The organism is Planktothrix serta PCC 8927 (assembly GCF_900010725.2).
Taxonomy (GTDB): Bacteria; Cyanobacteriota; Cyanobacteriia; order Cyanobacteriales; family Microcoleaceae; genus Planktothrix; species Planktothrix serta.
In genome coordinates, this window is the sequence record NZ_LR734865.1 from 13,809 (window position 1) to 28,474 (window position 14,666).

The window sequence follows — 14,666 nt, forward strand, 5'->3', positions numbered from 1 at the left end:
GTGCTACCCGCTAGGGAACAAGAAATAGTAATATTCCATCCTTTAATATTTGCTACAAATACTTGATCGGGTAGCTAATCACTTTTTTCTATTCCCTGTTCCCTGTTCCCTGTTCCCTATTCCCTACTATAGATGCTATTTTAGATTCTCGATTAATCAATTTCCCTGATTTGAAATGGAAACTTGTTTTTTATACATATCCTTTTGAGTTGGCATTTCCTGAGTAATCGGAATTTCAATAATAAATTCTGTTCCTTCTCCGGGGGTAGAAGTACATCGTAAACTGCCTTGATGTTTTTCAATTACAATATGTTGACTAATCGATAAACCTATCCCTGTGCCTTTACCAACGGGTTTTGTCGTAAAGAAAGGTTCAAATAAATGATCAAGCACATCCTCTGATATTCCGCCCGCATTATCAGTAATTTTAATCGAAACATTATGATCATTAACAATCTCTGTTTTAATCAAAATTCGACTCGGTTTAACCAGTAACTCTTCGATATTTTTCTGTTGATTATTCTCTTCAATAGCATCAATCGCATTAGCTAAAATATTCATAAAAACTTGATTCATCTCTCCTCCATAACATTCGACTAAAGGTAAAGAAGGACTATATTCTTTAATAACATGAATTGCAGGATGACCCGATTTAAGTTTTAAGCGATTTTGTAAAATCATTAACGTGCTATCAATGCCTTCATGAATATTAATGGCTTTCATTTTAGAGCCATCCTGACGGGCAAAACTGCGTAAACTTAACACAATTTCTCGAATTCGTTCGGCTCCAACTTGCATCGATTCTAACATTTTGGGCAAATCTTCCAAAATAAAATCTAATTCCACCGCTTCAGATTCCTGTTCAATTGCAGGGTTTCCATCAGGATAATACTGTTGATAAAGTTCAACAATCTTTAAAATATCATCGATATATTCTTGAATATAGGCTAAATTCCCATAGATAAAATTAACAGGATTATTGATTTCATGGGCAATTCCCGCTAACATTTGCCCTAATGCCGACATTTTTTCGCTATTAACCAATTGGGTTTGAGTAATTTTAAGTTGATTTAAAGACTGTTCTAAAGCCTTTTTTATCTGTTCGCATTCGGCAATTTCTTGTTTTAATTTTTCCTGGGATTGAGCTAATTCTTGACTATAACATTCAAGTTGTACCTCTAATTTATTATTAATCTTTTTAAGCTGTAACTTTTCTTGCTTTTGAAGTTCTAATTCCTGTTCTAATAAATGATAGCCGTGAACGAGTCTTTTTCGAGATTGAGCCATTCCCCAATAGTTTTTGACTTTGAGTAAAAATTCCTCTGTTTCTAAACAAGTAAATAGATAATCAATTACCCCCAAACGCAACCCTTTTTTGATCATTTCTGGGTCTTGAGATTCAGTAATAAAAACAATCGGAATATTTTCAGTCAGAGGAGATGTATTCAACTGTTGACAAAATAGAAAATCATTCTCACCGGGTATTGAAACGGCTATAAAAATTAAATCCGGTAGAAAACATTTATTGATGACAAGAGCCGCTTCATCTGGATTCAAAACCAATAAATCAACCTCTGTTTGACTGAATAAATCCAATACTTCCTGGAGGTCTATTGACTGATTATTAACAATTAAGATAGTGGTTAAGTCAGACTGACTCATTGTTTTTTGTCCCCCAATTGATAGGCAAATCCCACTGTTATTGCCTTTGAAACATTGTTTAAACATGGGAGTGGACAACTGACCTTTTCAAAAGATGTATAATTTATTATTTCTTTTAACTGGCTTGCCCCTACAGTCCCTTAAGATTACCCCTGATAGTTAAATCTTACAATATTGTTAGGAAAAGACAGCCAATTTTAACAGTCCGTCATCATCTTTCAGTCGTCGCCGATACGAGGGTAAAATATTCAATACAATTGTAGGGGTAGATTTTGTCAAAATTTCTGTTTTCCACAGATAATCGCAAAAACTCGCCCTAAATCACCCTTAAATGGTAAATAAGACCCCTGTAACGCTCCCACTTCCATATCGCTACTTGCTTTGAATCATCGCAATTTGAGCTTGTCTTAATGCCTTTGTCTTAATCGGATTCGATTCAGAGGGGGATAAAACTCACTCATTAACTCGAAGGTTCCCTAATTGCTAACATACCACAAACTCGCTAATACCGACATCACCCCCATTGATTCCATGAGCTTTCAGTGTCCCGTTTGTAACTCTTCGTATCAAAAACCAATTCCCGAAGCTTGTTTAGTCTGTGGATGGGATTTACAATTCAATCTATCAATACCGTCAGGTTCAGAACCGGATAAAAAACGTTTGGACTGGGCAAAACAAACCTGGAAACGCTTACAAACGCTGGAAGTTTCTCAACCCAAAACTGGTTCAACCTCAAAAAAAAGATTAACAATTGCCGATCTTTTACCTCGGTTACAAACCTTAGAATTAGAACTTCAACAAGCTACCCTAGAACGACAAAACTTACAAAATTCCTTAGACTGGATATTACATTATTTAGAAACTTTAAACCCTGAATTATTAGTTGATCTAACTCCCCCATCCCCTCCCAATTGTGACTCTAACTTTAATTCGACTTCCCCCTTATCGGAAGTGGGGATAGACTATAGTTCACTGATTGAATTATTAGCTCATGGAGATTGGAAAACAGCAGATGAATATACCTGGCAATTAATTTTATATATGGGAGAACGAGAAGCCGAAAAATGGTTAAGATCTGAAGATATTGAACGGTTTCCCTGTGCGGATTTAAACACCCTAAATTGGCTCTGGGAATATTATAGTCAGGGATTATTTAGTTTAACAAATCAATGGCAAATTTTCTATAATTTAGAAGGAGATTATGCAAAATTTTGTGATCAAGTCGGTTGGCGACGGGGAGAAAGTTGGATTTATTATGAAGAATTAGATTTTACCCTAAATGCACCCCCAGGACATTTACCGATTATTGCTTGGCGAAAACGAGCCTGTTATGGTGTAGGAACTACAACCCCAGACGAAAATTTGTTATCATTTTTTACTCGTCTCTCCACCTGTAGTCAGCCTTGAATGGATTAAAATAATAGAATCAACCTATGATTGGGAGTTTTTCTGCTATGAGTGTCATAATTCCTGATGATATCCTCCGAGCATCAAACTTAACCGAGGATGAACTTAAATTAGAAATCGCCATCTTACTCTATCAACAAGGTAAAATTAGCAGTGGTAAAGTCCGAGCCTGGACAGGAATCACAGTCATTGAATTTCAGCATGAACTAGCTAAACGGGGTTTATATATTAACTATGATGTTGAAGATTTCCAATCCGATGTACGAACACTACAATCAATGGGTTTGTTGTGATTATCATTAGTGATACATCACCTATCACCAACTTAGCTGCAATTGGTCAGTTAGATTTATTGCGTCAGTTGTATAGTAGCATTACCATTCCTAAAGCCGTCTATAACGAAATGGTCGGTGTTTCTAAGGTTGTTTCAGGTGCAGTAGAAGTACAAACTTTATCCTGGATTCAGACGAGGGCTGTTGTTAATATTGAACAAGTTACAGAAATTCAGGAGCAGGAGGATAATATTGACTTAGGAGAAGCCGAAGCCATTATTTTATCCCTAGAATTGAAAGCTGATTTACTGTTAATAGATGAACGGAGAGGACGAGCAGTTGCGACCCGATATAGATTAAATGTCACGGGTCTATTGGGAGTCTTATTACAAGCCAAAAAACAGGGTCTAATTCCAGCTATTAAACCCTTAATTGATCAATTAATAGCTCAGGCTAACTTTCGGGTTAGTCCTCAGTTGTATGCAATTGTCTTACAAACTGCTGACGAAACGGTTGTTTGAAATTTCCTCAAGAGCTTACTACGAAATTACTTCGGTTTTTTCAAGATTAACATATCTTGGTAGCTAGTGCCGGGAGTTCGTCCACACCATAATCCATAATATTTAGCTGAAACTGTAAAATCGAGGGCTTCCACCCACTGCATTACTGAAGTTTCTCGATGACCCATTGAAGCTTCAGGAATTTCTAAATCTGAACAGAATGAATCTTCGATTTCATGGATTAAATTTTGAGAACTTTTTCCCGATTTAATCAGTGCTTCTGATTCTTCATTTAATAAAAATAACGTACATAAACACCGTCCTCCGGGTTTGAGAACTCGATAAATTTCTTTAAGATAGTTTTGAACGGCATTAGCATATAAATGGGTAAATACAGAGGTTAAAAAAACAAAATCGAATTGTTCATCAGCATAGGGAAAAGAATAGTTTTCTACTTTAATTGTTCCTTCGGTATTATAGCGTTTATTATAAATATTTGCCCATTGAAAGTTAAAATTAGGTCGATGTTGATGAATAACAGATTGATTCCAATTAATCCATTTTTCAACAATATCAAACCCTTCATAACGGGCAGTATCATCTAAATAATAGGCAAGAGAATAAGCTATACGACCTACGCCACATCCCGCATCTAAGATAGATTCATGGGGTTTTAATTGGGCTTTATTAATAAAATGACCTAAGAAATCACAGGCGACAAATTTAAAACTTCCTCCTACTCCTAGGCGATCTTCTTTTTCGGGAACCGGAAGACTAGATTCTAATAAATTAAATAAAATTTCTCCTTCTTCTCCATTCACTAGAGGAATTAATTGGACTAAATGATTAAATTGCTCTGGGGCAATAACTTCTAAAGGAATATGAATCAAAAATCGAGCTTGATTAGAGTTGGGTAAGGTGGGAAATAGTTGATAAACATCCGGGCTAGGTAGGTTATTTTCAAGTTTAAATTGGGTAATTTCTTGATCGCCAATAATGAGTTTAAAGCCTTCTATTGGTTCCCCAGCAATGGATGTCACCCATCCTTTCAAACAAACATGATCCTGTTCAAGGGTAACGTCCCCTAAACAGCCTTGGATTTTGAGAGGGGGGTTGGAGTCCATAGGATGATTTGTTGTAACTTAAATAGAATAAAAGATTTTTATCTCAATTTTATTGATTTGTCAAGATTAATGTGTTTAAGAAATATAAAATATAAATTTATATTAAAAATAAAACAAAAAAAATAAAATCAAGTATATATTAAGTTATGACTTTTTTTGAGACTAAATAGCAAGACGGAAGACTTTTTGTCTCAACTCTTGTTTGTACTAAAATCCATGTTGACAAAGTTTAAAAATGTAATGGAGACTCTTTAATATGGCTGGAAATCGATATACAGGTAGACTGTTAACTGCTGGTGTTACAGAAACGATTAATGTTCCGGCTTCTGATATTACCCCTCCGGTCAATCAACCCCTTAGAGTTACGGCTTACCCGATCGTGGCTGGCCCTGGCGCACCTCAAACTTTAGATATTCAGTTTACCCCTTCTGCAAATGTGGCTGGATTTCCTTCTGGGGTTAAAGTTGATGATAGTTTTCAGGTGGGAGGGGCTGAAAGTCTCAACTTTAATACGGGTTTTCCTCTGAATACTGGATTAACCCTGAATGTCACGGGCTTCCCACCAACAACGGGCAATTACTTAATAGAAGTTGACTCAGAAGTTCCTAATAATTTTTCATTTCAATCCGATGCTAGAGGAGTTACTGATTTTACACAAGCTGGTTTTGTCGGTCGTTCAGATTTGGATGATTACTATCAAATTGTTGTCGATCAACGTCCGGTTGAAATCACCTTATCTGGATTAAAAGATGATGCTAAAATGGAGTTATATCAACTTCAAAATGGCAACCCTATTTTTATCACATCCTCTGATAATACCGGAAATATTAACGAGGTGATTAGAGATTCTCTGACCGGAGGAACCTATTTAATTCGCGTTACAACTGAGGGCAAAGTTACCACTGATATTACGAATATTACCGATGGTGGCGGAGCTTCTACGCCCTATAATTTAAGTGTGACTCGAAACAGTGGGGGTGATCTGGGAACTCAGACTAATGTAGAACGGTTTTTAAATACACAAATTAGTGGTCACTTCTACACCATTGATCCTTTAGAAATTCAACAAGCAACCACCAACCCCATTTTGCGGAAAGAATTTCCTCCCTTTAGTTCCAGTGGAACATTCACAGCCCAACGGTATAAAAATATTAACAATGGGGCTTATTTTTATGCCACAAATGCTGGAGATGTCGCTAGTGTTCAAGCCTTACAAGCTTGGCAATTAGATGATGCTACCGCTTTCCAAGTTTATCCGATTAATGATCTGACTCGTCCAGCTAATGCGATTCCTGTAGAACGCTTCTACAATACTATTTTAGACGGTCATTTCTATTCAACAAATTCTGCGGATAGTGCGATCGCACGTTCAATTGGATTTATCTCAGAAGGAACTGGTTTCTACGCCTTACCCGCTATTTAGAATTGGCGATTTTAGAGTTAAAGAAACCTTGTAGAGACGTTATATATAACGTCTCTACTTTATGGGTATTACTCACAATTAGACCCTAATAATGGTTCTAAAACCTTGACTATAGCCGCCCGTTGTTCTAAATCATATCCCCAACGTTCTAAAAATTCTTGATAAGTTCCTTCTCCAGTTGTAGCACTGTCAAAAAGTTGTTGAACAAGCGATCGCAAAATCGGTAAATTCAACTGTTGAATTAAATCAGCAGATCGTTGAGAAACCCGTTGTGAACTCTGCTCCATTTCTAAATTATTTTGCCGACCATGATACACCGCCATTGCTGCGGACATCGCTACATTTTTTACTAATAATTCTGAGACAATTTTCGGCGATGTTCTTAACCCGTCAATAATCGTCGCAGTGGGTTGATCACAGCAGGGGCGAGGGTCAGTTAAATAGGTGACAAAAAATCCTCTGGCTCCATTTTGAGTTTTCACTAACTCAGCGATCACCTTTTCAATTTCAGCCTCAAATAACTGTTTTTCTTCGATTTTATTCAACAGCGTTTGAGTAATTTCCATTCCTTGATCAAACGTGATATTTTCGGGAACTGATAGAGGGGATAAATTGAACATAAATATTTTTTGATTCAATTTTTTATCAAGACTTTGAACACACCTAAAACCCAAAAATTTCTGTTAAATACCTTCAACTAAGGCTTGATATTGATCTGCGGATAAGGTATCATCTAAATCACTCAAGTTATCGACTTGAACTTTAATTAACCATCCTTCTCCATAGGGATCCTCAGATATAATTTCAGGGGAATCTTCACGGGTCGTATTGCATTCAATCACTGTACCACTGATCGGTGTATAGACTTGTGCAACCGCTTTCACAGACTCAATTGTTCCAACTTCATCCCCTTTCTCAAACCGAGCATCCTGGTTCGGTAGTTCTACAAAAACAATCTCTCCGAGTTGCTGCACAGCAAACTCAGTAATGCCAATAGTGGCAATTTCACCATCAAGTCTGACGTATTCATGGCTATCTAAATATCTCAGGTCTTCAGGATAGTATGACATAGTGATTCCTTACAATTCCTTAACTCTATTAATTGTTCACCAAATCTATTAAACTACAAAATTAGAATAAAAACAGCTTTGCCCTCTAAAAATCCTCATGAATCGCCAGACTGTAATCAAACGCTTTATTATTGGTGAGTTTTCCCTGAAACGCATGATCCGTTTTCTGATCATTCTCTATGTCGCGGTTGGGGTTTGGGCGTACTTCTATTCAGAACGCTTGATTTTTGTTCCTCAACCTTCCAGTTATCAACTAACTCCAGAATTATTAACCCTAAAAACAGCGCAGGGTGTGAATATCACTGCGTTATATTTACCGAACTCAAAAGCTAAATATACCATTCTCTACAGTCATGGAAATGCCGAAGATTTAGGAGATAATCGCTTTTTATTAGAACGGTTTCGTCAGATGGGATTTGCAGTTTTTTCCTATGATTATCCGGGGTATGGAACCAGTGAAGGAAAACCCTCAGAACAGGGAACTTATCAAGCGATTGATGCTGCTTATAATTATCTCACACAACAGTTAAAAATACCCCCCAATCAGATTATTGTTTATGGCCGTTCTGTCGGTGGGGGGCCATCAGTAGATTTAGCTTCTCGTCAACCGGTGGGGGGGTTAATTCTGGAAAGTACATTTATTAGTACCTTTCGAGTCAAAATAAACTTTCCTTTATATCCTTTTGATCGGTTTGCTAATCTTAGAAAAATTCCTTTAGTTAAAGCTCCAGTTTTAGTGATTCATGGAACCGTTGATCAAGTGATTCCATTTAGTCATGGACAACGATTGTTTAAAGCTGTAAAAACCCCTAAATTATCCTTTTGGCTAGAAGGAGCTAATCATAATAATGTGATTGAAGTCGCAGGCGATCGCTATGAACAAAAATTAAAAGAGTTTATCCAAATTCTTAAACATTAAATCTTCTTGATCCACAGGGGTATTTTTTTTTGCGGACTATAGCGCCTAAAAAATTAATTCCTAAGTCAATTTTTTTGAATAAAAATCTTCATCCGCTTTTTTCAAGGCAGGACGTTCCATTAGCTGCTGTACATAATCCTTAACTGGACAATCTTCTGGGAGCATTCCTAATCGTAATGCCCATATTAATACACCACCTGTCACCACATCCGCAGCACTGAAACGATTATCAACCAGATAGGTTTGAGTTCTCAATAATTCGTTGAGAGGTTGGGTAACTTTATTAAACCAAACTAAGGCTTCTTCAGCCGAAACTTTTGTTTTTTCTTTTTGAGGTAGAAGTTTTTCAGGTAAATTGGGTAAAACATTAAACATAAATTGTTCAACGGGTGCTTCTAAAGTTAAAGAAGCATAAAATAGCCATTGATAGTAATAACTACGAGCCGGAGACATTGGACTGGGTGCTAATTCTTTTTCAGGAAACTTATCGGCTAAATAGGCACAAATGGCGGCGGATTCAAACATGATGATATCGCCATCCACTAAGACAGGAACTTTTCGGTGTGGGTGCAATTTTTCATACCCTGGTTCCTGAGTCATTGCCATCGTCACATACACTAATTCATAGGATATTCCGATCTCTTCTAATATCCAACGGGGACGCACGGCTCTTGTTGTCGGAATGTAATATAACTTCATTTTTTTTCTGGGTTTTTTATCCACCAAAATACAAAAAATATTCTAATATACCCCGAACAAAAGCTCCTATTTTGTATTATTTCTTGACTCATTTCCTATTAACCTGACTCTTGAATTCTAGCTTCCCAATAAAAATAGTTGCTAGGCGTTGAGACTAATTTATAAGTTTTACCTATATTTATAATGAGAAATATATCTTATATTGATATACTTTGAGGACTATCCATATACAAATATCTATGGTATATTTATATTCAACAGTAAAAAATCTATGTAGTTTACCGAAGTCCCTGAGACTTCAAAAAGCTACAAAGTCCCAGGAGTAAGGTTTTACTCCGTTGGAATCTTTCTACAAACTGATCAATAGGTCACACCAATGGCTGATTTTTTTCTCAAGACCATTTGGTGGATACCGTGCTACCCATTAATCGGAGCTTTGTTATCCGCCCTCTGGTTTCCGTCTATTATTCGACGCACTGGCCCCCGTCCCGCCGGATACGTCAATATCATCACCACCTTATTCGCCTTTTTGCATGGGTTATTCGCCCTCACGGAAATTTGGGGCCATCCTCCCCAACGGTTGATTATTCCTTGGTTTAGTATCGTTGACCTCAATTTATCCATACCCCTAGAAATCTCCGTTATCACCGTTGGCGCCACCTTAGTCATTACCGGGTTAAATTTATTAGCCCAAATTTACGCCGTCGGTTACATGGAAATGGACTGGGGATGGGCACGATTCTATTCCCTTTTAGCTTTATTTGAAGCGGGGTTATGTGGATTAGTGCTGTGTAACTCCCTATTCTACAGTTACATTATTCTGGAAATTCTCACCTTGGGAACCTATTTATTAGTAGGTTTGTGGTTTAATCAACCCTTAGTTGTCACCGGGGCGAGAGATGCTTTTTTAACCAAACGGGTTGGAGATTTATTCCTATTAATGGGAGTAGTTGCCCTATTTCCTCTCGCCGGAACTTGGGATTTTACAGAATTAGCTCAATGGTCACAAACCGCCCAAGTTGACCCCAAAGTTGCCACCTTATTAGGGTTAGCATTATTAGCAGGGCCACTGGGAAAATGTGCCCAATTTCCCCTGCATTTATGGTTAGATGAAGCAATGGAAGGCCCCCTTCCTAGTACGATTTTACGCAATTCTGTTGTCGTTGCTTGTGGGGCTTGGGTGTTAGTCAAAATGGAGCCCGTTATTGCTTTATCTCCTTTTGTGATGTCAACTGCGGTATTTATTGGGTTAGCAACATCAGTGGGAGCGAGTTGTATTGCTATTGCTCAAATTGATATTAAACGCGCCCTTTCCTATTCGGTGAGTGCCTATATGGGTATCACCTTTATAGCAGTAGGAACGGGACAAACCCAAGCGGCTTTATCTTTGTTATTAACTTATGCTTTTCCCATGGCTTTATTAGTCATGACCACTGGAGGAATTATTAGTAATAATGTCACCCAAGATTTAACCCAATATGGCGGGTTATGGTCACGACGTCCGATTTCGGGATTGTGTTTTTTAGTAGGAATGGCTGCGTTAATTGCAGTTCCTCCCTTTGGAGGATTTTGGACAATATTAGAGTTAGCAGAAACCCTCTGGAATACTCAACCCGCCATTGGATTTTGCTTGTTTTTAGTCAATGGTTTAACAGCTTTTAGTTTAACTCGTGAATTTGGATTGATTTTTGCCGGAAAACCCAAACAAATGACCACCCGTTCCCCGGAAGTGTTATGGGCGATGGTATTACCGATGACAATTTTAGCGGGATTTTGTTTGCATATTCCTTTATTATTAAAACAGTGGGATTTGTTACCCCAAGGGCAACAAATTAATCTCACCGTTGCTGGATTATTAACAGTTTCAACTCTGGCCGGATGTGGATTGAGTGGATTAATTTATCTCAATAGCAATTGGCTAAAACCGGTTAAACTTCCCTCCCAAGAATTACAAGACTTTTTTGCTTACGATTTTTACACGGCAAAATTGTATCGAGTCACGATTATTTTTGTAGTAGGACTCATCTCTAATATCATGTATTGGGTTGACCGCTATATCGTGGATGGCTTTGTAAATTTAGTGGGACTTGTAACGGTTTTTAGTGGGCAAAGTTTGAAATATAATGTTTCCGGTCAAACCCAATTTTATGCCCTGACGATTATTGTCGGAGTCACTTTATTATTAGGGTTCTTTTCCCTAAATCTGTTTTAAAAATAGCAGTCTTTTGCTGGCTGTTTAAACCTTGAATTAAGTGTGAGGAAATTATGAGCGGAATTCAAAACAATCTCAACGTCTCTCGTCGGAATTTATTAAAATTTGGGGCTGTGGCTGCGGGAACTGCCGCTTTAACCGTCGGTTTAGGAACAAAAGTTGATTGGTTAAACACTAAACCTGCGATTGCTCAGAATAATATTACCCCTAATGAAGCCTTAAACCAACTGTTAGAAGGAAACAAGCGGTTTATCGAAAATAAACGCAAAACTCCGAATCAAACTATGGGACGAATTCAAGAAGTTGCTCAAGGACAAACCCCCTTTGCAGCTATTCTCAGTTGTGCAGATTCACGGGTTCCTTCGGAGATTATTTTTGATCAAGGTTTCGGAGATTTATTCGTGGTTAGAAATGCGGGAAATATTGCTACTCCTGAAGAAATTGGAAGCTTGGAATTTGGAACGTTAGTGTTAGGAGCAAAAGTCCTAATGGTAATTGGGCATAAAAATTGTGGAGCCGTGCAAGCCACCATTGATGGTAATGCCGTCCCCGGTCAAATTGGCAGTATTTTAGACGCAATTAAACCTGCTATTAAGCCCAATCAAACCTTAGAAGAAAGCATCATTTCTAATGTAAAATTAGGAATGACTCGTTTACAAGCTTCTCCCGTTATTTCCCAATTAATCAAAGACGGTAAATTAAAAATAGCCGGGGGTTACTATGACTTAGATACGGGACGGGTAAAAGTGGTTGCTTAAAGCTGCTTAAAGCAAGTTTATAATTAATTCAATTGAATCAGAGATAAGCTTGCTTTTTTGTGATATTCCATCAGCTAGGAAGGACAACATGACCCCAGACTACAATACACCCAATTATACCCGCAGACATTTATTACAATATGGAGTTTGCATTGTGGGAACAGCCTTATTAACGGCTGGAATTACAACAAAAGTTTTAGACCGAGAAAAAAAGAAAACTCTCGGAGAAACTTCCAGTTGTGAACCCCCAGAAATCACCCCAGAAAAAGCATTAGAAACCTTAATGTTAGGAAATCAACGGTTTATGGAAAATAAACAGAAACATCCTAACCAAAATCGGCAACGGATGAAAGAAGTTACCGCAGGTCAAAAACCTTTTGCCGCTATTTTAGGGTGTGCTGACTCCAGAGTACCAACCGAGATTATTTTTGATCAAGGTTTAGGCGATATTTTTGTAGTTCGTAATGCGGGAAATGTTGTTACTCCTGAAGAAATGGGAAGCTTAGAATTTGGAGTTTTAGAATTAGGAATTAAAACAATTATGATTCTAGGTCATGAAAAATGTGGAGCCATTAAAGCGACCCTGGAAGGAAATGCGGTTCCCGGTCAAATTGGCAGTATTATTGATGCCATTAAACCTGCCATCAAAGGTAAACCCACTTGGGAAGAAGCAGTGATTGCTAATGTCAAACTAGAACTAAAACGGTTAAATTCTTCTCCGGTTATTTCTCAATTAATTGCCGATGAAAAATTAAAAGTTGTCGGTGGTTTCTATGAATTAGAGACCGGAGAAGTCAAACTGATTGCCTAAACCTATTCTGGCAATAGAAATGATATTCCCAGAATAGCTCGGATTCTGATAAATCATTTCTATTGCTATTATCCAAACTTTAAAACTCATAATTCCACTGTTTTTAAATTTGGTAAGTTATGATCAATAAAGTTTGGAATCTGAATTTAAAACCCAGCCTTGGCTTGACTTAAATATCCCTGATTTTAATCCCCTAAGCTTATGTTGAGTGCTTTAATTATTATCCCAATTTTGGGAGTTTTGTTAATAGGACTATTGCCTAAACAATTTTCAACCCAGCAAGTTCGTTCCATTGCCTTAGTTATTACCAGTATCATTTTAGTTTGGACAGTAAAACTTGCCTTTGATTTTGATTTAACCAATCCAAATTTTCAGCTACAAGAATATTTGAATTGGATTCCGCAATTAGGATTATCTTACAGTTTAGGCATAGACGGTTTATCCTTTCCCTTAATTGGATTAAGTGGTTTATTAACCTTAATTGCCATTGCCAGCAGTCATGGAAATATTCACCGCCCTCGTTTTTATTACTCCATGATTTTGTTAGTCAATGCAGGCATAGCTGGAGCCTTTTTATCCGAGAATTTACTGCTTTTCGTTCTATTTTATGAACTCGAACTGATTCCCGTATATCTTTTAATTAGTATTTGGGGCAGTGAAAAACGCGCCTATGCGGGGATGAAGTTTCTGATTTATACTGCCCTTTCAGGGATTCTGATTTTAGCCGGATTTTTAGGCATGGCTTGGCTCAGTGAAGCCGGAAGTTTTGATTATTCTGCCATTCAAACCCAAAACTTTGGGTTAAATACTCAGTTAATTTTACTCACGGTTTTACTGTTAGGATTTGGCATCAAAATTCCCTTAGTTCCCTTGCATACTTGGTTGCCCGATGCCTATGTTGAATCTTCTCCCCCCGTGACGATTTTATTAGGAGGAATTCTAGCGAAATTAGGAGCCTATGGTTTAATTCGGTTTGGTTTACAACTGTTTCCTGAAGCTTGGCATATTGTTAGCCCTGGACTGGCAACAATTGGCGTAATTAGTGTGTTATATGGAGCCTTAACTGCCATTGCTCAACAGGATATTAAACGCATGGTAGCTTATAGTTCTATTGGTCACATGGGCTATATTTTAGTTGCAGCAGCAGCAGCTAATGAACTGAGTTTAATTGGGGCAATTGCTCAAATGATTGCTCACGGTTTAATCCTTGCCATTCTATTTCAATTAGTCGGCGTTGTGGAAGAAAAAGTTGGAACCCGTGACTTAAATATTCTCAATGGTTTAATGAACCCCGTTCGCGGTTTACCCCTCACTAGCGCCTTATTAATTATGGCAGGAATGGCGAGTGCTGGTATTCCCGGTTTAGTCGGATTTGTTGCAGAGTTTCCTGTCTTCCAAGGTACATTTTCAGTCTTCCCCATTCAAAGTTTATTGTGTATTATTGCATCCGGTTTAACAGCCGTTTATTTTGTAATTCTCCTCAACCGTACCTGTTTTGGTAAACTCGATAATAGCTTGGCTTATTATCCAAAAGTCACTTTGTCAGAACAAGCTCCCGCCTTAATTTTAGCCGCATTAATTTTCATTCTCGGTATACAACCGACTTGGTTATTTCAATGGATGGAGCCCACTGCAAAATCGATGGTTATTGCCTTAAATAACCCTGTTCCTACCCAAATTGCAATTAAACAATAAACCCCTAAAATATCCAAGAAACCGGGTTTCTAGCTTAAATTTTCAGATGAAATTCAGGATTTGTCTTGAGAAACCCGGTTTCTAGTTCCCCACTTTAACAACAATTAAAACCAG

At 37.7% G+C, this 14,666-nt stretch carries 14 protein-coding genes; 9 read left to right on the forward strand and 5 right to left on the reverse strand.

Translation table 11 applies throughout. From position 1 onward, the window contains the following. Positions 1-156: 156 nt before the first annotated feature. Positions 157-1,662 carry an ATP-binding protein gene (locus PL8927_RS09190; protein WP_083620918.1) on the reverse strand — a complete coding sequence of 502 codons (1,506 nt, stop codon included), beginning with the start codon at positions 1,660-1,662 and terminating at the stop codon, positions 157-159. Positions 1,663-2,142: 480 nt separating this feature from the next. Between PL8927_RS09190 and PL8927_RS09195 the strand changes: the two genes are divergently transcribed. From PL8927_RS09195 to PL8927_RS09205, 3 genes are read left to right on the forward strand one after another with little or no spacing between them, the layout of a single operon-like run. Then, positions 2,143-3,069: a GUN4 domain-containing protein gene (locus PL8927_RS09195; RefSeq protein WP_231505966.1), complete on the forward strand. Its 927-nt coding sequence runs from the start codon at positions 2,143-2,145 to the stop codon at positions 3,067-3,069. A 47-nt stretch (positions 3,070-3,116) separates the two neighbouring features. Beyond that, the gene (locus PL8927_RS09200; protein WP_083620920.1) at positions 3,117-3,362 is read left to right on the forward strand and encodes a UPF0175 family protein; all 246 of its coding nucleotides are present in this window, start codon (positions 3,117-3,119) and stop codon (positions 3,360-3,362) included. Beyond that, positions 3,359-3,862, forward strand: a complete 504-nt coding sequence (locus PL8927_RS09205; RefSeq protein ID WP_083620120.1) for a DUF3368 domain-containing protein — start codon at positions 3,359-3,361, stop codon at positions 3,860-3,862. The genes PL8927_RS09200 and PL8927_RS09205 overlap by 4 nt, the downstream gene beginning before the upstream one ends. A 26-nt stretch (positions 3,863-3,888) precedes the next feature. Here the strand turns inward: PL8927_RS09205 and PL8927_RS09210 are convergent, their stop codons facing one another. Next, on the reverse strand, positions 3,889-4,965 hold the full coding sequence (locus tag PL8927_RS09210) for a class I SAM-dependent methyltransferase (RefSeq protein WP_083620124.1): 1,077 nt from the start codon (positions 4,963-4,965) through the stop codon (positions 3,889-3,891). Between the two features lie 256 nt (positions 4,966-5,221). On the opposite strand from PL8927_RS09210, the gene PL8927_RS09215 reads away from it, so the two are divergent. Continuing rightward, the gene (locus tag PL8927_RS09215; protein ID WP_083620128.1) at positions 5,222-6,388 is read left to right on the forward strand and encodes a hypothetical protein; all 1,167 of its coding nucleotides are present in this window, start codon (positions 5,222-5,224) and stop codon (positions 6,386-6,388) included. Positions 6,389-6,456: 68 nt separating this feature from the next. Here the strand turns inward: PL8927_RS09215 and PL8927_RS09220 are convergent, their stop codons facing one another. Both PL8927_RS09220 and gcvH read right to left on the reverse strand, forming a co-directional pair. Then, a complete protein-coding gene (locus tag PL8927_RS09220) occupies positions 6,457-7,008 on the reverse strand; it encodes a hypothetical protein (RefSeq protein ID WP_083620133.1) in 552 nt (183 codons plus the stop codon). 63 nt (positions 7,009-7,071) lie between these two features. Further along, positions 7,072-7,458 (reverse strand): glycine cleavage system protein GcvH, encoded by a 387-nt coding sequence (gcvH, locus tag PL8927_RS09225; protein ID WP_083620136.1) that lies wholly within the window; start codon positions 7,456-7,458, stop codon positions 7,072-7,074. Positions 7,459-7,555: 97 nt separating this feature from the next. On the opposite strand from gcvH, the gene PL8927_RS09230 reads away from it, so the two are divergent. Continuing rightward, entirely contained in the window at positions 7,556-8,377 is an 822-nt protein-coding gene (locus PL8927_RS09230; protein ID WP_083620139.1) for an alpha/beta hydrolase, read from the forward strand. Between the two features lie 60 nt (positions 8,378-8,437). Here PL8927_RS09230 and PL8927_RS09235 read toward each other — a convergent pair whose 3' ends face one another. Next, positions 8,438-9,076 (reverse strand): glutathione S-transferase family protein, encoded by a 639-nt coding sequence (locus PL8927_RS09235; protein ID WP_083620923.1) that lies wholly within the window; start codon positions 9,074-9,076, stop codon positions 8,438-8,440. Between the two features lie 376 nt (positions 9,077-9,452). On the opposite strand from PL8927_RS09235, the gene PL8927_RS09240 reads away from it, so the two are divergent. From PL8927_RS09240 to PL8927_RS09255, 4 genes are all read left to right on the forward strand, one after another. Continuing rightward, entirely contained in the window at positions 9,453-11,288 is a 1,836-nt protein-coding gene (locus PL8927_RS09240; RefSeq protein WP_083620143.1) for an NAD(P)H-quinone oxidoreductase subunit F, read from the forward strand. A gap of 53 nt (positions 11,289-11,341) precedes the next feature. Further along, entirely contained in the window at positions 11,342-12,046 is a 705-nt protein-coding gene (locus tag PL8927_RS09245) for a carbonic anhydrase (protein ID WP_083620148.1), read from the forward strand. A gap of 88 nt (positions 12,047-12,134) precedes the next feature. Further along, on the forward strand, positions 12,135-12,857 hold the full coding sequence (locus PL8927_RS09250; protein WP_083620152.1) for a carbonic anhydrase: 723 nt from the start codon (positions 12,135-12,137) through the stop codon (positions 12,855-12,857). Positions 12,858-13,058: 201 nt separating this feature from the next. Then, positions 13,059-14,552 carry an NADH-quinone oxidoreductase subunit M gene (locus PL8927_RS09255; protein ID WP_083620157.1) on the forward strand — a complete coding sequence of 498 codons (1,494 nt, stop codon included), beginning with the start codon at positions 13,059-13,061 and terminating at the stop codon, positions 14,550-14,552. Positions 14,553-14,666 lie beyond the last annotated feature (114 nt).